A 24,465-nucleotide genomic window follows, 5' to 3' on the forward strand; every position below is an offset into this window, starting at 1 on the left:
CAGCTACTTTAGGATTGCTGACCCTTTCAGTTTTATAACCAAAGCATTTTAGTTTTGCTATAAATACGATAATTGCTCAGTCTGTCTTTTTACTCATTACGCAGGCTCTCTACAGGATTGGCTAGCGCAGCTTTGATAGATTGAAAACTAACCGTAAGCATAGCAATGACAGTGGCTAACAAACCGGCTGAAGCAAAAACCCACCAGGGCAACTCCACTCGGTAGGCAAAGCCTTCTAGCCATTTTGATAGCACGTACCAGGCAATCGGAGAAGCCACCAGAAAAGCCACTATTACTAGAGCTAAAAAGTCTTTAGAAAGTAAGTGTACCAGGCTGCTTTCGGTAGCCCCCAACACTTTACGGATACCAATTTCCTTGGTACGCTGTACAATGGTATAGGAAATGAGGCCAAGCAGACCCAAACAAGCTATAAAAATAGCCAAGCCTGCGAAACAGATAAAAATCTGCCCAAAACGTACTTCTGACCTATACTGCTTGTTGAATGCTTCGTCCAAAAAATAGTAATTGAAAGGGCGTTGGGGAGCAATATTCTGCCACTTCTGTTCCAGTGCAGCAATGGTAGAAGAAATATCCTCTGTACCCAGGCTCAAGGAGAAGAAGCGGGAGCGATTGGGTTCCAGACGAATGCTCATAGGTGCGATCTCTTCCTGCAAAGGCCTGAAATGATAATCTTCCACCACACCGATGATTTCACCTTCCACTCCCCACTGTGAGAATCGCTTACCCAATATATCTTCCGGAGAAGTATAACCATAATTTCTTGCAAGAGCTTCATTGACAATGAGTGCCGATGTATCTGTCAGGAAATCCTGAGAAAAAGCACGGCCTGCTGCCAAAGGCATTTCATAATGTGCCAAAAAATCGTGATCTACATAGAATAAGTTAACATTGCTGGACTGCATATCACCATCTGGATTTTCTATCTCGGTGTAAGCACCATTGTTACCTTCTCCCGGTACACTGGAGGAAGCGGCAATAGATTTTACCTGGGGATGACCTGCCAGCTGCTGCTTAAAAGTCTCTATCTTTTCTTGTATTACATCATCACCCCGAAAATCAATCACCAGCATCTGGTCTTTTTTAAAACCAAGAGCCTGCTTACGCATATAGTCCAGTTGTATGTATACTACTGCTGTACCTACAATCAGAATGATAGAAATAGCGAACTGAGCTATTACTAATACTTTGCGCAGCCATATACCTCGCTGACTACTACTAAATCGTCCTTTCAAAATAGCGACTGATTTAAAGCCGGAAAGAACCAATGCCGGATAGAATCCTGCCATAACCCCTACTCCTATTGCAACGCTTACGAATAGCGGTAGGTAGTATGTTTGCTGAATCACACTAAGAGCTACAATTTTTCCTGCTAACTGGTTGAATACCGGAAGCAGTAACTCGCTCCCCAGCAATGCAATGGCAAAAGCCAGCAAACTGAGCAGTAAAGACTCACATAAAAACTGAACTGTTACTTGCCTCCGGATGGCTCCCACTACTTTACGGATACCTACTTCTTTGGCTCGCTCAGTAGCTCGGGCAGTTGCCAGGTTCATGAAGTTGATACAGGCAATCAGCAAAATAAATACAGCGATAATTGCAAATATTTTTACATTAGTCAGATTACCAGTAATAAAAGCGCCACGCTCAGAAAAGTACACTTGTGATAAGGGTTCTAAAAACAGCGTATAGTTCATACCCTCATCGCGATCCTTTTCACTGATATAGTTGTCCAGAAAGTCTGGTAGTTTGCTTTCCAATGTTTTGGGATCAGTTTGCTCTGAGAGCAATATGTAAGAGGTATTGATAAAATTGCCCCACTGATCAGAAGCTTCAGGGTAAACTTCCTCCAGGCGAGTAGAAAGAGACATGAGAACTTCAAAAGTAAAATGTGAATTTTCCGGTACGTTTTCCATAACACCCGTTACCATACAATCATATTCTCCTTCCAGCAGCAAGCGCTGCCCCATCGGGTCTTCATGACCAAAATACTTTTGAGCAGCATTCTCGGTAAGCACTATGCTGAAAGGAGCTTTCAAGGCAGTTTTTGGGTCTCCTTCAAGCAGAGTGAAGCTAAACACTTCAAAAAAACTTGAGTCTGCCAGCATGGCCTCGTCTTCCTGAAAAGTTTGATCTTCCCGCTGAAGAAGAAAGCGAGCATCATCAAGACGTACAATCTCTTCCACTTCCGGTAAATCAACCTTCATATAAGGAGCCATAGGAGAAGAGGTCTCGCCTACATTTAAAGTCTCAGTTGGTGTTTTAATGTCTGTAACTAGCCGATAAATACGATCAACTTTACTGTGAAAGCGGTCATAACTTAGCTCATGCTGAACATAGAGAAAAATCAGGAGGCAGCAAGTCATTCCGATGGCCAGCCCTAGTATGTTAAGGATGGAGTAAAATTTATGCTTTGCTAAATTTCTGGTGGCGACTTTGAAGTAATTTCTAAACATAGCATTATGGTTGTTGGTATAATATTTTCTCTTTTGAATATAATCAGGGTGCAGAAACATGAACACATTGAGCCAATAAAGCGCTTTGGCTTTCCACAAGCCCTGTTCTTTTACCCTTCGTTGAAATAGTTCATACAAATCACCTTCTACCTCATCTGTTAATTCGGTACGACAATACCAGCGTAGAAACCGGGTAGCTCTCATTGGCGGATCAGATTGATATTTTGGTAATTTCGTCATCTGTTAAATCATTTTTACATCCCATACCACTTTAGGAATAGCGCTCCAAAGTTCGTTACGCATGGTTCTTGCTTCGCGCAAAGCTTCTTTTCCGGAATTGGTGATGGTAAACAGGCGTTTTTTTCTCCCTCCTCTTTCTTCACTCGCACCTCCCATGTGAGAGTGCAAAAAACCTTTCTGTTCCATCCGCATCAAAGCCTTATGTACCGAGCTTACCGTTACCTTTCTTCCGGTACGCTTCTCTATTTCATCCGTAATAGCCAGACCGTAAGCATCATCGTAGAGGATACCCACCGTTAGCAGTACCAGTTCTTCAAATTCACCGAGATGGGTTCCTTTCATATTTGTTTTGTATATGTCTAACAAATGCAATGAGAATGCCAGTGCCTTATAATCATTGCAAAGGCATATTATAGGAAACAATACTGTCCGCTAATGATCGTTTGGCGTTCGCTGATGAACACAAATGAAGTTAACAGGTTATGCTAAAGGGTTTATAAAATCACCTTCAAATGAAGTGGTTTTTACCCTCTCAAAATTTATTTAACTTCACAGCTACTGCAATCCTTTTACCTTATTCTAGCCGTAGCTTTAAAAAAACAGAATGCTGAATAATACGTTACACAGAAAAATAAAAGCTTAAACAACACGTAAGTACTATCACTTAAAAATTAATGGAATACCTTTCATTACTGCTCAAGTGTATTCTCTATTGAACAATATTTTCCAGTATGCAAGCTGAATCAATGATGGCTGATTTTATGCCCCACGGGCATTGTTACTTTTGGGAGCCTTATATTCTCTGGTCTCATGCCTTTTCTGACGGAATCATTGCATTAGCCTATATGGTGATTCCTTTTTCTCTCTTTTACATTTTCAATAAGCGAAAAGACTTTACTTACAGATGGATGGTAGTCCTCTTTGCCGTATTTATCTTTGGCTGTGGAGTGACCCATATCTTTGATGTAATTAATATCTGGTACCCCATTTACCGCATTGATTCTGCGGTACGCATCATTACTGCACTGGCATCAATAGGCACTGCCATTGTATTGATCAAGTTTACTCACAGGATTACCCTGATACCTACCGGAAGGCAATGGGCTCAGGTAAATGAAGAACTAAGTGCATCCAATGAAGAGCTGAGCGCAGCAAATGAAGAACTACATGCTGCCAACGAAGAATTGCAGGCAGCAAATGAAGAGCTTACACTTTTAAACGAGCAGCTATCGGATGCTAAAGAGGAAATACAAAGACTTTCCAAAGAGAAGCTACAGCATAGCCAACAGAAATACCAGGACCTTGCCGAAAGTATTTCAGATATCTTTTTTGCCCTTGATGCATCTTTTCACTTCACTCACTGGAACAAAGCCAGTGAAGAGTTTAGTGGAATCAGTGCAGACTTGGCAGTAGGCAAAAGCATGTATGAGCTGTATCCTCACCTCAGGGATTCTCCTCTTGATCAACTCTATAAAAAGGTAATGCAAACCGGTAGGCCCGATAAATTTATTTATGAGCTGGGACCGAAGTACGAAAATCGCGTCCACGAAGTAAATGCTTATCCTACTACAGAGGGAATAAGTGTCATTACCGTAGACATCACTTCTTTACAACAGGCACAAAACCAGATTGAGGAACAGAAAAAGCAGCTAGAGCTAGCCCTTTGGGGTGCAGATTTGGGCATATGGGAACGCGACCTGGTAAATGATACGCTACACTGTGACGATCGCTACCTGCAAATTACCGGAATGAAAAGGGAAGATATGGAAACTAAACTTAGTGATTTCACCAAACGCATCCATCCCGAGGATAGGGCCTCTGTCATGGAAAAGTTGAAAACCCATGAAGAAGGCAAAGCCCAATCCTACCGGGAACAGTACCGAATTATAGATCCCTCAGGACAGGAAAAACACAAATGGGTGATGAGCAGTGCCAAAATAGTGAAACGCAATCCGGAAGGTAGAGCGTTGCGGATCGTCGGGGTCTTGCAAGACATTACCGAGATGAAACAGGCTGAAGAAAGCAATCGCTTTTTCAAGTACCTGATAGATCATACTGATGACCCTATTTATTGGATTGACCCCCATAATGATTTTCGTTTTGTCTATGTGAATGAAGCTGCCTGTCGGCATTATGGGCTTCCGGAAGAAAAGTTGCTCAATATGAGCCTTCCTGAATGGGACCCTACCTTTACTATGGAAAGGTGCCATTTGCACTGGGAGAGGATCAAAAGAGAAAAATACTTAAACTTTGAGTCCATTCACCGTAATGCAAAGGGCGAAGAGATTCCGGTGGAAATCAGCACCAACTACCTTAAGTATGGCGATCGGGAGTTTTTTGGTGGGCACTTCAGGAATATCAGCGAGCGGAAAGCACACGAAAATAAAATTATAGAGCTACAGCAACGTCTGGAGGGTATCATAGACTCTGCCATGGATGCCATCATCACTACCGATGCAGAACAGCAGATTATGATTTTTAATAAGTCCGCTGAGCAGATGTTTGGATATACTGCTCAGCAAATCATTGGGCAGCCGCTTTCCAGACTTATTCCTGAACGCTTTCATTCTTCTCACAGCTCCCACATTCTGGACTTTGGAGCATCGGGAAAATCCAACCGGAAGATGGGAACCAATCAGTCTGTATTTGGTATAAATTTAATGGGTAAAGAATTTCCTATTGAGGCTTCTATCTCCCAGGTAAAAGTAGGGACACAAAAATATTTTACTGTGATCATGCGGGATATTACCCAGCGACTGCAAAGAGAGCAACAGGAGAAGGCCCTGAACAAAGAACTGATACAACAAAACGAGCAGTTACAACAATTTGGCTATATTACCTCTCATAACCTCAGAAGTCCGGTGGCTAGTTTGCTGGGCCTGATAGAAGTGATTGACGAAAATGAAATAAAAGATCCTACTTATGTGCAGGCGCTCCATCGTATCCGGGTAACCGCAGAGAAAATGGATGAAATCATACAGGATCTCAACCAGATTCTAGAATATCAGAAATCTATCAATGCTCAAAGAGAGTGGGTTAATTTTGAAGATATACTAGAAAGTGTAAAAATATTGATTGCCTCTTCCATCCAAGCTACCAATGCTAAAATAACCGCCTCATTTGAAGTAAGTCAGTTATACACTGTAAAAAGTTATTTTCAAAGTATTTTCCATAATCTGCTCTCCAATGCCATTAAATATAAAGCCCCCAAACGTGTTCCTGAAATTAGAATTAAAACGAGAAAGGAAAAAAATGATATCATTATTGAGATCAGTGACAATGGTTTAGGGATAGATTTGAAAAAGAACCGGGAGAAAGTTTTTGGGCTATATAAACGCTTTCATCATCATGTAGAAGGTAAGGGCATAGGGCTTCATCTGGTAAAAACCCAGACCGAAGCCCTGAATGGTAAAGTAAAAGTAGACAGCCAACTTGGAAAAGGCACAACTTTTACGCTTACGTTGCCTATAGCTGAAGATAAAGAAGGATAAGATTTGGAAATTAACTCCCAGTAGTTTTATTCCTCTATATCCTTACAATTGTATCTGTTGTCTTTCTCTATCTTCCTGCTTAACATATGCTTTGAGTCCCCGAAGACTTTTGATCTTGCCATCTTCAGGTATACTTACGTTTAAAGTATATTCACCAGTGGCAAAGACGTGAGGAGCAAAACGGTTTCCTTTGATCCGTAGTACATATTCCGTTTCCTGAGTAGCCTCATTGATTACTTCTACTACCGGATCAGTACCTCCTAATACTTCAATCTCATCCAGATAAGCTACGGCTTTTCTTCCGTAATTGTCCTGCTGGCTGACAGTAATGGGCCAACCATCGTACTGCCCCTCCGGACTGGCCACAGGATCTATATAACGCGGCCAGCACTCAATCTTCGTCTCGCGTGCCTGCTTATCAAAAATGATGATGCCGTAACCGGTGCTACGATCGTAAATACGGGCAGGCTCCCGCCCGCTCTGATGCGGATTAGCTACAGCGTGTACTGTCATCCGGTTACCAAAGCCATCAAAGAAATTGCCGGTATAAGCAGGCTGCCCTTCAAGGGGCTGATGATCTTCCCCAACAGGAGGCCACCAACGGCGGGGAAAAAGGTTATTTAAAGCAGGCCCCGCAAAGGCAAAACCCGCGTCGCCAAACTCCTCAACGCCATAGTGTACTGTGCTGGCAAGATGCTGATCCCCGGCAATGTGCAATGCAAAACATTTGCGTAATGCCCTTACGGCTTTGTCACGGCCTTCCTGTGGCCAGCCATTAGAGTCCATATCGGTGGTAGGCGCATCGCCTTTTACATACTCTCCTTTTTCGGGCATGGGGAGCCTGGGTACAATACTGTCAATAATACTGCCTTCGGGCAAAGTAGCCACTGTACAAAAATTGGTTTGCGAAAGTACCGCCTTCATCTGCGCTCCATTGCTCCAGTCACTTCCCCAGTCATCCAGAAACTTGAGCTGACGCTCTCCCAGCAGTTCGGCATCCACATCACGGTGCTTTTTGATATCAAATTCTCTATTCTGGATAAAGCCGTTGGTCACTTTTGCCTCTTGTGGCAATGCATTTTTTGGGGCCGACTTAAACTTCCGGTCTTCCAGAATGGCCATACTAACCCCTCCGTAACTCCATCCGGTATAATAGACACCTATACCTCGCTTAACCGGCGTGGGGTCGTAAGGATCGGGTAAATGTCCTGTTTGCGTGCGCTGCACCATATTTACCCAGGTGACTGGCATTTTGTATCCTCCCTGGTCCTGGGCTACATAACCCCAGCCTTCTTCCGAAGGAGCATGCTTGCCACCTTCTCCCCATACATTGCCATGGTACACATCATGATCGTCAGGGATACAGGCAGAAGGTATTTCTCTGAAAATATCACGGTACGACCAGCCGAACATATACCACTTGCGCAGAAAATCCAGCGTAGCTTTCTCTACCGGAGAAGTCTGTATACCAAAACCACCAGAACTCTCATAGAACTGATCTCCCAGAAACACCGCCAGATGAGGCTGATGTTTATTTACATTTACTGTCACTTCCTGGTCAGGGAAGCCGTAGTCAGCATTACAGCTAAATACTACCATTTTCACCTGATCGGAGGCAAGAGGTTCTTCAGCGATAGTACCTTCATAAAAATAAGTAGCTGATTCATTTACCAATGGCAAATCCAGCTTTACCCGGTAGGGCATAGCCTTCTTGTAAGGCCAGTTTTCTATTCTGAATTGAGCGGTTCGCCCCATTGGATCAATACTTCTTTGCTGTATCGTTTTCCACTGCCCTCCTTCCTGTACCTGTAGTGACACTTCATAACCCTCAATCAATTCTATTGGCGTAAGCTGGGCAGTTAGTTTAAGCGTTTTGTTATGCAAAGTATACTGGGCGAAGCAGACAGGCCCAAAGCTTTGCTCCGGCTGATAGTTTATTTTTTCTCCTTCAATTTTCCACTGATCAAAAATTACCGAGGGTTCATTTGCGGTATCCCCTTCCGCCTCAGAGTGTGAAACCAAGGCGATATTACCTTGCAAAGTCTCCGCAGCAATATTATTTACCGTAAGCTCAGCGACATCCCCCTGCTCCTGAGCAGTAGCCGTAAGAGCAAGGCTATAGCTTTCGCCCTGAGGTGTAGCTTTCAGGTTTAAGAGAATGGGGCGATCCACTGCCGGAACTTCTTCTCCTGTAGTATCGCCAACAAACAACTGGCCATCTTTATCAATGCCTACATCCAAACCTTGACCAAACACTGCGGCAGAACGGTAATCTTCAAAAGGCCCCTTGGCTCCTAATCTGAAGCCCGCATAGCCCTGAGGTGATCCTGAAATATTTTGCATCTCCACAATCACACTGCTGCTAAATGCTGCTTTTTGCTCACCCAATTGGCAGCATAAGTTATGCAAGGCACGGTTTTTCCCACTTACATTACACACTACTCTTCCTGATTGAAGTTCCCAATCCTGCAAGCGGTTTCCCCAGTATTCCGGACCTACCCACAGCATATCCGGCCAGTTTTGCCAGCTACTTTCAAAGGAAGCTTTGCTTTTCATCAGTGCAGCTTTCGTTTCCGTATTTCTGGCTGAGGCTGTACCATTAAAAAATACTTTAGGGGTAACAGTAGTGATGGCCAGCGCCTTGACAGCATCTCTTCTTCGCATATTTTAGGTTGTTTATCAGTGTTTATATTTTTCCGAATTAATAATTTAAGCAGTCTTTGCTAATCTTTGCTAAAGTTTACAAACCAAAGCCGCTTACACGCATACGCTTTTTAATAAAAGGGATGGTCAACTTGTTCCCCTGGCTCACGAAATACCCAGGGTCTGAACTGCTCCAGCCTTTCTTCCCATTCTTCCAGTGTTCGGGTAGGATAAGTAGCTTCCCAGCCTCCTTCTCTAAAACTTTCACTCACTCCTTCATCATTGATGGACTCCCTCCACTGATTTAAGGCTTCCAGCAGTTTTGCTCTGGTCTCCTGATGTGCAGGATCATCTGCCAGATTATTCAGTTCGTAAGGATCATTTTCCAGATCATACAACTCAAACTCCGGCTTAGTGGCTGCCATAAAGCGTGCCTGCTCAGGAGGCAGCTCGCCTTTCAAATGAAGGACATTCAGCAGTGCCAAAACGGGATAGCTGTTTTCTTTGTAGCGATTAAACTGGCAGTAAGCTCTTTCCGGCATCAGGTTATGAATTAGCTTAAACTTATCAGAACGGATCGCCCGCATGGCATCATGAGTACTGTCCATCTTGTCACGGGCAGCAAATATGTACTCACGTTCACCAACATCTGGTTCAAACAGGTTCTTACCATGTAAAGGGTGCGAGGATGATGCCCCGGCTACATCCAGTATGGTTTTAGAAATGTCAATCGTCATGACCATATCCTCTGACACTTTACCGGCTTGTATTTGTCCCGGCCAGCGGGCAATGACAGGTACCTGTATACCGCCATCGTACAAAAACTGCTTGCCTCGTGGCATGCACCGCCCATTGTCTCCAATGAGAAAAACCAGAGTATTTTCGGCTAAGCCTTCCGCTTCCAGACGATCCAGTACCTCTCCTACCTGGCGATCTACCACCTGCATCGCTTCCAGGCCATTGGCCCAGTCTCTTTTCGCCAAATCTACCTGCGGATAATAAGGCGGAAGCCTTACCTCACTGATATCTATAGGGTTCAGGGAATCACGCTCCCAACGACGATGCGTACCAGGAAAAGTGAGCTGCGCAAAAAAGGGCTGTCCTTCCGCTCTTTCGCTCCAATCTTCTCCTTCATACAAATCACCTTCAAAGGTAAAATTGAGATCAGTTTTTCTGGCCTGCATGAAGCAGGTAAAATAGCCTGCTTCCTTCAAAAGGTGGGTAATTGGTTTGATGCCATGGGGTAAAGGTTTTCTTTCAAAGCCTGAGCCATCCGTACGGTGCTGACTGGCCCCAATGTAATTCTGATGAAAGCCTGTCATCATAGCGGAACGAGAGGGTGAACAAACCGGGGCGGTACTAAAGGAATTGGTATAGCGTATACCCTCGGCAGCCAGCTGATCTATATGGGGAGTGCTGACGCCCGGCTCACCATAAGCGGAAAGCTGATATCCCCAGTCTTCCAGCATGATCCAGACAATATTGGGTGGGGTTTCTTCCTCCTCCGGCGGTTGATTCTGACAACCAAGTGTTATCAAAACCAAACTCAGAAAACCAATAAAGGATGTGATTTGAGTAGAAAAGCATTTAGGTAGTTGCATAGAAATAGTGTCAAGCATTCTTATTGATGCATTTAAAATCTATAAAAAATCTCATATTCTGAAGGAACAAGCTCAATTATCCTCTTAAGTCACTAAATCATTCTTGATTTTTTTCTGCACGAGTGAATTATTTTTCAGCTATAAATGTATACTTACCGGTAGGTATATAAACTGTTTTAATCTAGAAATAAAGAAAAATGAATAAGCATTGGGCTCATGAAGCCGTATTTTATCACATTTATCCGCTGGGATTTTGCGGAGCGCCGGAGAAAAATGACTTTACTTCACTGGCTGTAAATCGTCTAGACAAAATTTATGATTGGATAAGCCATTTGAAAAATTTAGGCATCAACGCCTTATATCTGGGGCCTTTATTTGAATCCGGAGAGCATGGCTATGATACCGCAGATTACTATAAGGTTGACCGCCGTTTAGGTACTAATGAAAGCCTTGCCCAAATTGTCAAAGCACTACATGAAAATGGTATTCGTGTCATTCTGGATGGGGTCTTTCATCATGTGGGCCGGGATTTCTGGGCATTCCGGGATGTGCTGGAACATGGCGAGAACTCGCGCTATCGCGATTGGTTTACTGGTTTGTCCTTTGAAGGAGAAAGCCCTTACGGAGATCCTTTCCAGTATGAAGCGTGGAATGGCCATTACAGTCTGGTCAAGCTCAATCTTCACCATTCGGAAGTAAGAGACCATATTTTCCATGCCATCAAATTTTGGGTAGAGCAGTATGACATTGATGGTTTGCGACTGGATGTGGCAGAAGATATAGACATAGATTTTCTTAAAGCTCTCTCTTCCTTTCGTGACCAGATGAATCCGGACTTCTGGCTGATGGGAGAAGTGATTCATGGAGATTACAATCAGTGGGCCAATGTAAAGACTCTGGATGCTACCACCAATTATGAAGTGTACAAAGGGCTGTATTCCAGCCATGTGGATGCCAACTATTTTGAGATCGCGCATTCGCTCAAAAGGCAATTTGATGACCCGGGCATGTACAAAGGCTTGCCTCTCTATAATTTTGCCGATAACCATGATGTAGACCGGATAGCCAGTACGCTTACTAATCAGCAACATCTCTATCCCCTGTATACTTTACTCTTTAGCATACCCGGTGTCCCTTCTATCTACTACGGAAGTGAGTGGGGCTGGGAAGGCAAAAAAGTCAATGGAAATGATGCTCCCCTGCGTCCTGATATAGAGCTTACCATGGTGAAACAGGAAAGCCCCCATCCTGATCTGGCACAGACGATTAGTGAACTCGCTCACATTCGCAAAACCTCTTCGGCACTCAAGTATGGAAATTATAAGCAAATACATGTAGATCACGAGCAATTGGCCTTTGTCCGAAAAAGTGATGATGAAACCATATTGGTAATGGTGAATGCTGCCGATGAAAAAGTAAGTGTAGACCTTAAGCTCCCTGAACTGAAAGGACGTACATTGGTAGACTTGCTGAATCCGGAAGAAAAATTTACCGTTCAGCCCAAAACCACCAGCCTTCCAATTTACCCTCATTGGGGAAGAATTATGAAAGTGGAATAAGCATATCCGATCAATTCAAATAAACATTATGGATAAAAGATCAGAAATCATATCGCAGGCGGTATCTCTCTTTGCTGCTTATGGCTATGAAGGAGTAGGTGTGCAGCAGATCGTTAAAGCAGCCGGAGTGACCAAGCCTACGCTATATTATTATTTTGACAGCAAACGAGGCTTGTTAGAAGCAACGCTCCAGCAATATTTTGATCAGCTTTATTCGGCTACAGAAGTAGCTACCGTCTTTCAAGGAGACTTAACGGTGACACTACGCAACATCGCTACGGCTTATATTGATTTTGCCAGTGAGCATATGCTGTTTTACAGAATGCAACTCAGCCTGTTGTTTTCCCCTCCTCAAAGTGAGGCCTACGCAACCATATTGCCTTTCAAGGAAAGACAATATGGGCTTTTGGAAAATATGTTCACGGAAGCAGCCAGGCAGCACGGTAACATGCAGGGTAGACAGCAGGAATATACGGTCAGTTTTCTAGGCACGCTTAATGCTTATATTGAGCAAGTATTTAATCAGGAGATAAAAGCAAATGATGAACTGGTAAACCGCATGGTTCACCAGTTTATGCACGGTATACTTTCATAAAAATTTTCGGTAGTGACACTGGCCAGGAAGACGAAGTAACTTCCGGTTAAGATACGTTAGTTAGTCTGCCAGTTTTACGCGTACTGCGTTAGGGCCTTTCATACCCATTTCTACTTCAAAGGTCACTTTATCGTTTTCTGTGATCTTATCTATCAGGCCATTCAGGTGTACAAAAATACTTTCCTGAGTATTTAGATCTTTGATGAAGCCATATCCTTTGGAATCATTAAAAAAGCTGACTCTGCCTTTTCTAAGGGTATCTTCCGGTTCTTCGGCTTCTTTTTTAGGGACACCGATCACGATGTCTTCTTCATTGATCTCTTTCTTTTTGGAGGGATCAGGAGGGGTGGAAGTGAAATTACCGTCTTCATCCACATACATGATCATATCATCCAGGCTATTGCCATCTTTGGCATTAGCTTTTCTATCCAATCTTCTCTGTTCTTTTTCCTTCTTCTTTTTCTGTTTTTTCTTTTCTGTTTCTTTCTTGTTTACAGTTTCTTTTGATTTACCCATAATGGTTTTTTGCTAATTAAAATATGTTTTTTTGAGGTGACAAATAATGCATTCTGAATCCGGGAAGGAGAAAGAAGATATTCAGTTTTTCCGAGAGACAAATGTGAAAGACAAAGCTACAAAATTTCTTTTTCTCTAGCCCAAAGATTTTTTTGTCTGTCAGAGAGCTGGTGTAAGAAATAAAGCTTTACGAAAACTGCTGAGATAACATTCTCTATCCATTCCTGTATTGAAATGACAACATTTACAGGCTGGCATAAAGTTTCTCCTCAGTTCCCTATATTTTTTCAAACATTACCACCAGATTCCTGGCAACTCATCACCTTTCTTTTATTGGGAAGCTTTCTTAAGATTAGCATAGCTGATCAGCGCTATATTCAAATCTTTAATCAGTTGAATGATTTCCGGATCGGTCAGCAAATCCGTGACCCCTTGCCGATCAATGGCTACATCATCGTAGCCGGTATGCCGAATGCCACGCACTTCAGGTACATCATAAGCAGGATGGTCCACAAACAGATACGTACCGGAAGTCAGTTGCTTCAGCATATTGATAAAACCTTCTCGCTTGAGGGCGGGTGTATCGGTAGGGCCTGCATAACGGGCACGCCCTACGCCCAGGTCTTCCGGATGAATATCCAGGTTATATTCCTTGGCCAGTTTGCGATATACTTCCTCTACTTCAGGCGCCATACTGGTACAACCCATATGGGCCGTAAGGTGGCTGATCTGCGGGATATTGCGTATCCCCATTTCTATCTGAGCCCGTATCTCTTCCTCTATTTCCCGGATATCCCAGTCCTGCGTCTGTAGGGCCTGCTCAGGACCATAATTGTCGTTGGGCCAGATCATGGGATAAAAATAGCCGTTCTCATCGCTGATGCTGGGGGCTTTAGTCAGTGGTCGCCACTTAATATTGGACCATTCGCTGGTCAACGTGACATGTATGCCTACATCAAGATCAGGATAGTCTTTTAGTAATTCTACGGCTTCGGGAAACCAGGGGGTAGGCACCATCACCTCTATGGAAGTGGTAATTCCCTGCTCTACAGTTTCTATCATGGCCTGGTTGGCGGCATGTGAAAAACCCATATCATCGCTACGCACAATGAGACGTATAGGCTGATCCTGAGCGGGCAAAAGATTACTTGAAAAACAAAAAATTAACAGAAAAAAAAACGGTTTCATGATCATAGTTTTCAGAGTATCAGAAAATTAGCATATTAGCTGTTCGGCTCTGTCCTGTGCTATGAGGGTTGATGAGTTGCCCTTTACGCAGGACAGATTCATCAAGAAAATCTGCCATACAACAATTTCCAATGAATCTAAGCAAAAGTTTCTTAACGCTCACAGTTTTTGTATTTACTCCATATACTACACTTTTCGGACAATCCATCACCGAAGGTTCCTACTGGAAAAAGCAGGCCATTGAAGATATCATTAAGCCCTGGAATGATCATGCCATTGATCATGAATATGGGGCCTATCACAGCTTTCTTGATAAAGACTGGAAGCCTTTCAATGAGGATCATAAATTTCCCGGCATGATTGCCCGTCATCTCTTCAGTTATGCGGTAGCTTATATGCTCAGTGGGGAGGATGAATATCGTCAGCAGGCTGCAGAAACCTATGATTACCTGACTACACAAGGCTGGGATGAGCAGTACGGCGGCTGGTACACTGAACTGGACCGAGAAGGAAATGTGGTAGATACTTCCAAAGACCTTTTCATGCAGACTTACGCTATCACCGGCCTTGCCATGTATTACCTGATGACGAAAGATCATGAAGTCAAAACGTACATTGACCGATCTATTGATATTCTGGAGCAACATGCCTGGGATACGCAGCATGGTGGCGGTTATATACGGGCGCTGCATCAGGATTTATCTATTAAAAATGGAGATAAAGTATTCTCTCCCCAACTGGCCCCTCTTTCCGGATATCTGCTTTACCTCTATGCGGCTACCCGTGAGTATGAATATCTGCAAATGAGTGAGCGTATCTTGCAGACTGTGGTAGATCATATGACCGATGAAGAAAGTGGATGGATCATGGAAGGCTATGATCAGCAGTGGAACTTATTGCCCCAAGGTAATGCGTGGATGAATACCGGCCACAATATAGAGGTAGCCTGGATGCTCATGCGCTTGTACGACCTGACCGGTAAAGCAGAGTACCAGCAGCAGGCGATGGCTTTGAATGAAAAACTGTTGCAATATGCCTTTCATCCGGAAAGCGGCATATGGTACCACAAAGTCAAAGTAGCGGATGCACAGCAGCATAGTGAAGAAAGCCCCTGGTGGGTGCAGGCGTATGGTAATATGTTTCAGCTCTATTTATACCATAGCAGCGGAGAACAGGCATATCTGGATAATTTCAGCCGAGGCGCTGAGTTCTGGAACAGGTACTTTATAGACAAAGTAAAAGGGGGAACTTACCTTAGCGTGCTGGCAGATGGTAGCATTGACAATGGAAATAAAGCCGTAAGAACTAAAACTTCTTATCATGCCGTGGAACACGGACTCCTCAACTATTTATATCTGGATGTCTGGGCCAATCACGAGAGTATCACATTGCATTATTTTATCACTAGTACTAATAATGAAAAGCTCTACCCTTTACCCATAGAAGAAATGGCGTATGAGATAGAAAAAGTGCTGATTAACGGCCAGGTATGGGATCAGGTTAATCAAAAGGAGGGATACATTAGCCTCCCTCCCGAAGAAAATCAGCATGTAGAAGTGAGCCTGAGAAAGCGATAGGAATCAGGCAGGCTGCACCTCCATGGGGATGGTCAGGTATTCCCAATTCAGTCTGAGTTCACCGTCGGTAACTTCATAATTCAGATCTTCTCTTAAATCGCTGTTTTTTTGAGGTTGCACCGACACTTCCAGTACATTCTGATCTTTTACTGATTCATACTCAGTACCTGAAATACCGGTAGCAGCATTAAAGATGACTGTCCATTCTCCTTCTCCAGGAATCATGAATAGGCTATAAGTTCCGGCATCCAGTCGTTCACCTTCCACCATTACCGCTTGGTCAAAAGTAACTTCTGTGGCAGCATTGGCTCCGGCACGCCATACTGCTCCGTAGGGCAGCATATCTCCCCAGATTTTACCCTGCCGTCCTTTGACACGAGGCGAACTGTAATCTACACTTACATTAACTCCCTCTATGTTTCCTTCAGCCGTGGCTGAGGGGCTTTGAGGTGTGCAGAAGGAAAAGCAGAGAGCAAAACATGATAGTAATAGGACATTTAAGATCTTCATACTTAATTTTTAGTTTGGTAGATAATCAGCGGAAAGATATGCTTTTTAATTTTGCTTTACTACCCAATTCAAACGAGCTACCTGAATACCCTGCAGGTCAGCCCGGAGCGAGGCGATATACCACTGCCCTTCATGCTGAAAAATCTCCGGTGCAGCCACTTCCAGCGAATCCACAAAATAGCGATCGTCATCAACACCAAAATTGGTAGGATCAGGTGAGGCGTAAACGCTGGTTTTCTGTGCTTTTTCCAATTTGCCATTCACTACCCTGCCGTAGCTTTGGGTACGAAACAGGTAGTAAGGTCCACCCTCTACCGGCTGCACCACATGTGGGCATTCTGCCAGCCAGAACTGACCATTGCCTTTGCCTGCTGCCTCTCCTCCATAAGCTACCCGCTCAGACTTACTCCAATCGTAAAGATTTTCGGAAGTACGCAGATACACCGCTCCTTCATTGTTGGGATGGGCTGTATAATAACAGTACCAGAGGTTATTGATCTGCTTCACCATCGCATCACGGGTATTGGTTTCGGCAGGTTCACCAAAAAGCGCAGGAGAACCCTCACGAAGCACCCTGGTAAATTCTTTTCCATCCTCACTTTTAGCCAGGCAGATGCGGTTCCAGTCGCCATAAAACATCAGGTATTCTCCTTCATGCTGAAGCACATAAGGAGCCTGCATTCCGCCTGGTTCTTCTCCCAGACTGGTATCGGCCTGCATGGCAATGCCCATTGGCTGCCAGAGCGTATCACTAAGTTGCTGCCCTTCCCAGCGATGAAAAAGACGTGTCTTTCCGGGTGCTTTGGTTTTACGAATACACGACCAGACTTGCCAGGTACCATCTGCTGCCTGCCAGATGCCAAAGTCTACCGGTTGCTGTTCTTCACTTGTCAGTTCACCCAAATCAGGGTTGCCAGCGATCTGCCACCAGTCACCCTCAATCTGGGGGACCACTACTACCTCTTCGGCAATATTACCTTCGGTTTCCTGAGAATTGCTCGCTGGAGAGCAGGCATAGCATAAAGTTATAATGCCTACAGTAAAAATAAGTAGTTTCATAATCACGCTTGTCGTTTAAAGTATTGTATGAGGGTGTTATTGTGTTATGGTTTTTTAGGGATGTTCTACAACCAAAAAACCATAACACCTAGATCAATAACACCCTAAAACCCTTTCTTGAGAAAAATATACATTTATTTGTAACCTTTCCCTAAAGTCAAAGTTTCCCCGAACAAAACTACCAAACTTGGATTCCAGCACCGATAACGCCATCATGCTAAAAGTCAAAAGCGGTGACCTCGAAAAGATGGGTCTTCTTTTTGAGCGTCACCACAGGCCCCTTTTTGGCTTTTACTATCGCATGTGTCAGGATGCTGAACTAAGCGAAGACCTGGTGCAGAATCTTTTTCTGAGAATGATCAAGTACCGGCACACCTTCACCGGAGAAGGGAAATTTACCAGTTGGATGTATCATCTGGCCCGTAACCTGCTGGCCGATCACTACCGGAAAAAGAAAAAGATGACTACTGATAATTTTAAAGAAGTAGAAAAGATGTGGGAAGACGAAGCTGCCCAGGAGGCTCAGGAAGAAAGAGAAAAACTGTTAGAGAAAGCCATGCAGTACCTGAGTGATGACAAACGGGAAGTGCTGGTGCTCAGCCGCTATCAGGGTTTGCGTTATCAGGAGATCGCCGATATGATGAATACCAGCGAAGCGAATATCAAAGTGAAAGTATACCGGGCGATAAGGGAGTTAAAAGAGATTTTTCAAAAACTGGAAAGGTTCAGTGCATTATGAAGGATGAACATATCATATTGGTTTTAGACTATCTGGAAGGAAAGCTCAGCAAGGAGCAGCAAAGCCAGTTAGATGAGTTACTTCATGCTGGGGTGATCCGACAGGAAGAGATACAAGAGTTGCGTCAGTTTTATATCAAGTCGGAAAGCTACCAGGCACCGGAACCTTCGGAGCAGCTCAGGTACAACTTCTTTGCACAACTGGATCAGGAGATTGCTAAAGAGAAGCGCAGAAAAAGCTGGAGGAGTTGGTTCCCTCGCTTGCAGGCAGATATCAAGCTTTCTCAATTGGTCACCGCCGCTTTCATCTTTTTGCTGGGTCTGATGTTGGGCTTATGGTTCAATACGAACCGTGGCTATGAGCAGCAGATGTCGGACATGCGGGCGGAGCTGCAAAACATGCAGGAGACGATGGTCATTAACCTGCTGGAACAGCCTTCGGCTACGCAAAGGCTCAAAGCCGTGAGCATGAGCAATAGACTACCGCAAACGGACGATAAGGTGAGTGCAGCACTTTTAAAAGTACTCAATGAAGATCCACATGTCAATGTGCGGCTGGCAGCTCTGGATGCTCTCCTGAACTATGCACAAAATCCTCGGGTACGCGAAGGTCTGGTGCAGTCTATTCCCGGACAGAAAGCACCTATGGTACAAATCGCACTGGCAGAAGCTATGGTGCAGCTGCAGGAAAAGAAGTCGGTAGAGGCTCTACAGCAACTGATGGAACAACAGGATATCAATGAAATGGTAGCCCTAGAAATTAAAAAAAGTATCAAAGCTTTAACCTAAAAAAAATCATGAAAAAAATAGCAATCATCGCCCTCCTCATGGTGTGTGGGCTGTACGCTTATGCCCAAAAAATGCGGGTGCAGGAAGAAGAGAACATCAAGAAATCACTCAGCTTTGAGCAGAATGATGACCGACTACTCATCCTCAAAAACATCAGTGGAAGTATAGACATTGAAGGATACGACGGTAACACGGTTGAACTGGAGGCCCGACAGCTACTCAAAGGAAAAGATCAGAATGCTTTACAAATTGCAAAAGATGAGGTACAATTGATCACACGGGTTGAAGGTGACATTATTCTGATCTACCCTAAAGATCCAAATGTGATAGCTGAGCTGAGAGGCCGCCGCTTACACATCAATACTTACCATGTTGACCCAGATTATCATTCTCATTATGACTTTAAGCTGCGGGTGCCCCGTAATATTAGTCTGGATATCTCTACTGTCAATGATGGTAATGTGACGGTGAGAAATGTGGAGGGGAAGGACATTCAGTTGCACAACGTGAATGGAGATGTTACTGCTAAACAGATTAGTGGTCTTACTGAAGCCAATACCGTCAATGGTGAGATAGAAGTGAGCTATACACAAAAACCTACTGCTGATGCCGAGTTCCATACCATCAACGGAGACATTAATGTGATCTGTCCGGCTAATCTGAACGCCGATGTACGCTTCAAAAGCATGAACGGAGATTTGTATACCAATTATGAAGATGTACAGACCAAGCCGGGCATTGAGCAGGCAAGTTCGGAGAGAGGAGACAAAAAAATGTACCGTCTGGATAAGTCCACAGTCTTGCAAATCAATAAGGGTGGGCCACTCCTTGATTTCAATGTGTTAAACGGAAATGTATATGTTAAAAAGTACTGATATGAGACTGATCAAAGTTGTATTGATTGCCCTGCTGACTTATTTATTAGCCATTGGACTGGCCAATGCGCAGGAGCAGATCGCTATCCCCCTCAGCCGTCCCGGTGAGCCCGGTCAGTTGGAAGTGCAAATGGTAAGAGGCTCTATCAGTATACAGAGTTACGATGGACAGGAAGTAGTGGTACGCATCATCGGTGGACAGAAAAAAGCGACCAAAGAAGACAGTAAAAATGGCATGCGCAGGATTTCAGGCCCTAGTTTCGGACTGGAGGCTACCGAACAGGACAACGAGGTGCGCATTGATGCTGGTCCGCCCAATCAAATGTCTAATCTGGAGATCCTTGTCCCCGCCAACTTTTCTGTAAATGCCGGAACGGTGAACGACGGCAATATCAGTATCAGCGGCTTAAGTGGAGAGATGGAAGTGAGCAATGTCAATGGAGACATACGCCTGGAAGGCATACGAGGCTCTGCCGTAGCCAGCACGGTCAATGGGGATGTAAAAGTAGAATTTCTGGAAGTAACTCCCGATACACCTATGGCTTTCAGCAGCCTCAACGGAGATATAGATGTGGGCTTTCCGGCCAGCACCAAACTTACTGCCCAGATGAAAACATTGAATGGAGAAATCTACACCGATTTTGATATCAATGTAAATGCTTCGGGAAGTGTGGATAAGCGAAAAGAGAATGGGGTATACAAAGTCACAGTGGACAAAAGTATTATGGGTGACATCAATGGTGGTGGGCCTAAAATGATTTTCAAAAACCACAATGGCAATATCTACATCCGTAAGCAGTAAACATTTAGAGCATCATGAGCTATGAGGTTCATGATGCTTGATTTTAATCAATACCCTTCCTTTAAGTAAGAAGATGGATAAAGCTCAGTATTAGGACTAGCATAGAGATAAGAATCATTCTCAACAATGATAGCCTTATATTTATACAGCATTTTCTGCGACTTCTTCCGTATCAATAGTAAAGGTAGACCCACTGTTATCGTGGAAATAGAAAACTGGTTGACTTCACTATCCAGCGAGGGTTTATTACCATGCACAGCCAGGTTATTGATCTGATCAACCACAAACCTACCTACACCAACAATCACCAGTGCGGCTCCCAGCGTCTGATGAAAGGCATGCTGCCTGAAATAGATTCTGTCAATTTCGTAGATAGATAAAGTATCATCGTAAGTAATTATGGCAGAGTCGGATATATCCCGTATGTAAGTAGAGACCTTCTCGCTGTTGCCTTTGTATTTAAAAGAAAAAGCCTGCCCGGGATTGAAACGAGCAACTACCTCATTATACTTGAGCACAACTAACTGTCGCTGCCCATAACTAATATGACTGAGAAGCAGAAAGCTCAGGAATAATAAGCATAGCTTTAAGGGATATTTTTTCAAGTGTTTGCTATTAATTGGCTCATTTAAAATACTACTGATAAATTTTCATTCAAAAATATTTACCTATTTTTAATATTTTTCCAAACTCTGGATACCACACCTCCGGATTAAAACGCGCTTAGTTTTGTTAAATTAGCAAATCCAGAAGGTAATATTCTAATTTAGCTGAAAAAATATCTGCTACTACTTCTCCGTTTACTAGAGTAGTTTTTTAATCATAATTTTATATTATTTTATCAAGTTCAAAATTAATTGCGCTGACTTGATTAGCGAGGTGTTGTTTTGGTCCTTTGAACATTTAGTACCAGAATATCTTTGTATTGTAAAACAAGCTGCATACAGCAAATAAATTGTTTTACCTTTGTGTCTTAACATTTTTGGCCTTGAAATCTGATCCTAAAACTTCTCTATTTTCTAAAGAATCTCAATGGTTTCATCAGTTGTACATGCAGGCTCCGGTGGCTATAGGTATTTATATTGGCAAAGAACACATCATTGAGATGGCCAACCCTGCCATGTGCGAAATCTGGGAACGTCGTCCTGAGCAGGTGATAAACAAACCACTTTTTGAAGCTTTACCGGAAGTTTCCAAACAGGGTTTCGAAGAAATACTAGCCAATGTACTTCGTACCGGAGAACCTTTTTCAGGAGAAGAACTACCTGCTACCTTAGAAAGAGGCGGAAAAATGAATCTCTGCTATTTCAATATTCTCTATAAGCCACTTCGCGACGCTGAGGGTAATATTTCAGGGATTATCCAGACCGCCACGGAAGTTACTGAGTTGGTAAAAGCTCGACAAATGGCAGAGCGGAATGAAGAAATATTAAAGCTGTCTCTGGAAGCCGGAAAAATGGGAACCTGGTACATAGATTTCGTACAGAACTACACTACACGTTCGTCCGGGTATGAAAATATCTTCGGTTACAAAGAATTGCTGCCCGACTGGGGGCCAGAAAAATTCTGGGAACATGTGTTGGAAGAAGACCAGGAAACTGCCCGTCAAGCTTTTGAAGAGGCCAAAAAAAACGGCCTATTGAACTATGAGGTAAGAATCAGGTGGCCGGATCAGAGTATTCACTGGATTCAGGCAAAAGGCAAAACTTCTTTCAATCTCAAAGGACAGGCAGTAAGTATGTCGGGCATCATCACAGACATTACTGAACAGAAAGAGGCTGCTGAAAGTGAAAGGCTGGCGGCGATGGAGGAAGCTGCACAAAAGGAAGAAAAAAGGCAAAATGAAGCGCTGAAAGAGCTTTTCATGAACATTCCTGCACTTATTGCTACTATGAATGGTCCTGATCATGTATTTGATTTGGTAAACCCTATGTACCAACAATTCTTTCAGGATCGCCAGCTACAAGGTCTGCCTCTGGTGGAGGCAATTCCTGAACTCAAAGGGCAAGAGCTATTAAATATCATCAATCATGTTTACCAAAGTGGAGAGACTTACATTGGTAATGAAGTAGCGGTTCCTCTTGATCCTAAAAGAACCGGCCAACTTAGTGATCACTATTTTACTTTTGTCTATCAGGCTATACGTAACACCGAAGATAATATATCAGGAGTACTGGTATTTGCCTTTGAAGTGTCTGAGCAAATTAACGCCCGTAAACGGGCCGAAAGAAGTGAAGAGAGCCTTCGTATCGCCTTAGGTGCTGGCGAGATGGGTACCTGGAATCTTGATCTGGAGAGTGGGAAGTTTTCGCACTCTCTTCAACATGACTATATTTTTGGCTATCAAGAACAGCTACCCGATTGGAAACTTGAAGACTTGATCCAACACATACTCCCCAAAGAAAGAGAGTATGTAAAAGAGCAATTTGAGTTGGCTAAATCATCAGGGCAAATAGCACTGGAAACTCAGATACGAACTGCCAAACAGGAAGATCACTGGATTGCCATCAAGGGTAAAACTTTTTATGAAGGTGAGCAGGCTTTACGTATGGCCGGAGTGGTGATGGACATTACCGAGATCAAGCAGAAAAACCTGGAACTGGAGAGGATTAATACTGATCTGGATAATTTTGTATACACTGCTTCTCATGACCTTAGAGCCCCTATTACTAATCTGGAAGGCCTTATGATGGCCATTCGCGGAACTATACTTGCTAAAACTGATAAACGAGAGAAACTACTGCTTGACATGATGGATACTTCCATTGGTAAGCTCAACAAAACCATAACCGACCTGGTGGAGTTTACCAGAATGCAGCATGAAAATGCCCTTGCTTCTCGTGAGCTGGTTAGTTTTGAGGAAATTTTTGAAGAGGTAAAGCCTGATGTCCAGCATTTAATTGATCAGGTTCAACCGGAAATTAAGCTTAACTTTCAGGTTCCTACCATTAATTATAAAAGACCTAACCTCAGAAGCATTGTTTATAACTTATTCTCAAATGCTGTAAAATACTATGCAGCGGAACGTGCTCCTGTAATTGAAATTAATACATATAAGGAGGATGGAGTCGTGGTTTTATCTGTAAAAGATAATGGCCTGGGCCTAAGTACCGAACAACAGCAGAAACTATTCCAAATGTTTAAGCGGCTTCATACCCATGTAGAAGGCACTGGCATCGGATTATATACGATCAAACGGATTATAGAGAGCAATGGTGGTAGTCTGAAAGTAAGGAGCAGACAAGGCGAGGGAAGTGAATTTATAGTACATTTTTTGAGCATATGACGGTGATCAAATGTTTTTTAATGAACAAAGTAAGTAATGCAAGGGATAGATAGTGTTTTGTTGGTAGATGATGATCCTATCACCAATTATATCAATCAGCTGCTGCTGGAAAGAATGGGGTTTAGTGAAGATCAAATAATGGTAACTACTGATGGGGAGGAAGCTGTAGAAATTGTAAACCATACCCTGGAAAAGCTCCAGAAGAACAAGACCATATTATTATTTTTTCTGGATATCAATATGCCTGCCTTGGATGGGTTTGAAGTACTGGATGCATTGAATGAAGCAGGAATCTCCTCCTCACAAGTCGTGGTGTACCTTTTGACAAGCTCTAAAAGTGCTAAAGACCTGCAGAAAGCCTCTCACTATGATATCCGCGGATTTATTGATAAGCCTCTTAAAGAAGAAAGTGTAAAAGCTATTATAGATAAGCTAAATCCTTCTTAGAGCATGTTTAAATTTTGAAAAGAGCAGGTCAGGACGTAAACTTTGGGTCAACCAAAACTCAAAAGTTTATGCAAA

At 43.4% G+C, this 24,465-nt stretch carries 19 protein-coding genes and 1 pseudogene; 11 read left to right on the forward strand and 9 right to left on the reverse strand.

The window, feature by feature from the left end:
* The first annotated feature begins 72 nt into the window (after positions 1-72).
* Complete coding sequence (locus tag WJR50_RS34260; RefSeq protein ID WP_445223495.1) at positions 73-144, forward strand: YSIRK-type signal peptide-containing protein; 72 nt, start codon at positions 73-75, stop codon at positions 142-144.
* On the opposite strand, the pseudogene WJR50_RS27730 reads toward WJR50_RS34260, so the two are convergent.
* Positions 138-2,714: pseudogene (locus WJR50_RS27730) on the reverse strand (ABC transporter permease); the annotation flags it as partial. The gene WJR50_RS34260 and the pseudogene WJR50_RS27730 overlap by 7 nt on opposite strands.
* Before the next feature lie 3 nt (positions 2,715-2,717).
* Positions 2,718-3,056, reverse strand: coding sequence for a PadR family transcriptional regulator (locus WJR50_RS27735; protein WP_341296576.1), 339 nt, complete (start codon positions 3,054-3,056; stop codon positions 2,718-2,720).
* 389 nt (positions 3,057-3,445) lie between these two features.
* Between WJR50_RS27735 and WJR50_RS27740 the strand changes: the two genes are divergently transcribed.
* Positions 3,446-6,205 (forward strand): PAS domain S-box protein, encoded by a 2,760-nt coding sequence (locus WJR50_RS27740; protein ID WP_341296577.1) that lies wholly within the window; start codon positions 3,446-3,448, stop codon positions 6,203-6,205.
* Positions 6,206-6,247: 42 nt separating this feature from the next.
* Here the strand turns inward: WJR50_RS27740 and WJR50_RS27745 are convergent, their stop codons facing one another.
* A complete protein-coding gene (locus tag WJR50_RS27745) occupies positions 6,248-8,869 on the reverse strand; it encodes an alkaline phosphatase D family protein (protein WP_341296578.1) in 2,622 nt (873 codons plus the stop codon).
* Positions 8,870-8,979: 110 nt separating this feature from the next.
* On the reverse strand, positions 8,980-10,449 hold the full coding sequence (locus WJR50_RS27750) for a sulfatase family protein (RefSeq protein ID WP_341296579.1): 1,470 nt from the start codon (positions 10,447-10,449) through the stop codon (positions 8,980-8,982).
* A 197-nt stretch (positions 10,450-10,646) separates the two neighbouring features.
* On the opposite strand from WJR50_RS27750, the gene WJR50_RS27755 reads away from it, so the two are divergent.
* Together WJR50_RS27755 and WJR50_RS27760 are read left to right on the forward strand one after the other, a co-directional pair.
* Positions 10,647-12,008: an alpha-amylase family glycosyl hydrolase gene (locus WJR50_RS27755; protein WP_341296580.1), complete on the forward strand. Its 1,362-nt coding sequence runs from the start codon at positions 10,647-10,649 to the stop codon at positions 12,006-12,008.
* 28 nt (positions 12,009-12,036) lie between these two features.
* Positions 12,037-12,603, forward strand: a complete 567-nt coding sequence (locus WJR50_RS27760) for a TetR/AcrR family transcriptional regulator (protein ID WP_341296581.1) — start codon at positions 12,037-12,039, stop codon at positions 12,601-12,603.
* Between the two features lie 60 nt (positions 12,604-12,663).
* On the opposite strand, the gene WJR50_RS27765 is transcribed toward WJR50_RS27760, so the two are convergent.
* Together WJR50_RS27765 and WJR50_RS27770 are read right to left on the reverse strand one after the other, a co-directional pair.
* Entirely contained in the window at positions 12,664-13,119 is a 456-nt protein-coding gene (locus WJR50_RS27765) for a cold-shock protein (RefSeq protein ID WP_341296582.1), read from the reverse strand.
* Between the two features lie 330 nt (positions 13,120-13,449).
* Positions 13,450-14,307, reverse strand: coding sequence for a polysaccharide deacetylase family protein (locus WJR50_RS27770; protein ID WP_341296583.1), 858 nt, complete (start codon positions 14,305-14,307; stop codon positions 13,450-13,452).
* Positions 14,308-14,438: 131 nt separating this feature from the next.
* Here WJR50_RS27770 and WJR50_RS27775 point away from each other — a divergent pair, with 131 nt between their 5' ends.
* Positions 14,439-15,884 (forward strand): AGE family epimerase/isomerase, encoded by a 1,446-nt coding sequence (locus tag WJR50_RS27775; RefSeq protein WP_341296584.1) that lies wholly within the window; start codon positions 14,439-14,441, stop codon positions 15,882-15,884.
* A gap of 3 nt (positions 15,885-15,887) precedes the next feature.
* Here WJR50_RS27775 and WJR50_RS27780 read toward each other — a convergent pair whose 3' ends face one another.
* Together WJR50_RS27780 and WJR50_RS27785 are read right to left on the reverse strand one after the other, a co-directional pair.
* On the reverse strand, positions 15,888-16,394 hold the full coding sequence (locus WJR50_RS27780; protein ID WP_341296585.1) for a DUF2911 domain-containing protein: 507 nt from the start codon (positions 16,392-16,394) through the stop codon (positions 15,888-15,890).
* Positions 16,395-16,439: 45 nt separating this feature from the next.
* Positions 16,440-17,453, reverse strand: a complete 1,014-nt coding sequence (locus tag WJR50_RS27785) for a hypothetical protein (protein WP_341296586.1) — start codon at positions 17,451-17,453, stop codon at positions 16,440-16,442.
* 187 nt (positions 17,454-17,640) lie between these two features.
* Between WJR50_RS27785 and WJR50_RS27790 the strand changes: the two genes are divergently transcribed.
* The 4 genes from WJR50_RS27790 to WJR50_RS27805 are packed head-to-tail and all read left to right on the forward strand — an operon-like array spanning position 17,641 to position 20,657.
* Positions 17,641-18,192: an RNA polymerase sigma factor gene (locus WJR50_RS27790; protein ID WP_341296587.1), complete on the forward strand. Its 552-nt coding sequence runs from the start codon at positions 17,641-17,643 to the stop codon at positions 18,190-18,192.
* Positions 18,189-18,980 carry a HEAT repeat domain-containing protein gene (locus WJR50_RS27795; RefSeq protein WP_341296588.1) on the forward strand — a complete coding sequence of 264 codons (792 nt, stop codon included), beginning with the start codon at positions 18,189-18,191 and terminating at the stop codon, positions 18,978-18,980. Before WJR50_RS27790 ends, WJR50_RS27795 begins: the two co-directional genes overlap by 4 nt.
* 8 nt (positions 18,981-18,988) lie before the next feature.
* Positions 18,989-19,855, forward strand: coding sequence for a DUF4097 family beta strand repeat-containing protein (locus WJR50_RS27800; protein ID WP_341296589.1), 867 nt, complete (start codon positions 18,989-18,991; stop codon positions 19,853-19,855).
* Position 19,856: 1 nt separating this feature from the next.
* Entirely contained in the window at positions 19,857-20,657 is an 801-nt protein-coding gene (locus tag WJR50_RS27805; RefSeq protein ID WP_341296590.1) for a DUF4097 family beta strand repeat-containing protein, read from the forward strand.
* 47 nt (positions 20,658-20,704) lie between these two features.
* Here WJR50_RS27805 and WJR50_RS27810 read toward each other — a convergent pair whose 3' ends face one another.
* Positions 20,705-21,262, reverse strand: a complete 558-nt coding sequence (locus WJR50_RS27810; protein ID WP_341296591.1) for a hypothetical protein — start codon at positions 21,260-21,262, stop codon at positions 20,705-20,707.
* A gap of 383 nt (positions 21,263-21,645) precedes the next feature.
* Here WJR50_RS27810 and WJR50_RS27815 point away from each other — a divergent pair, with 383 nt between their 5' ends.
* Positions 21,646-23,943, forward strand: coding sequence for a PAS domain-containing sensor histidine kinase (locus tag WJR50_RS27815; protein WP_341296592.1), 2,298 nt, complete (start codon positions 21,646-21,648; stop codon positions 23,941-23,943).
* Positions 23,944-23,979: 36 nt separating this feature from the next.
* Positions 23,980-24,390: a response regulator gene (locus WJR50_RS27820; RefSeq protein ID WP_341296593.1), complete on the forward strand. Its 411-nt coding sequence runs from the start codon at positions 23,980-23,982 to the stop codon at positions 24,388-24,390.
* The last annotated feature ends 75 nt before the right edge of the window (positions 24,391-24,465 follow it).

Origin of the sequence: Catalinimonas locisalis, from assembly GCF_038039535.1 — a bacterium.
In the GTDB taxonomy this organism is placed as follows: domain Bacteria; phylum Bacteroidota; class Bacteroidia; order Cytophagales; family Cyclobacteriaceae; genus Catalinimonas.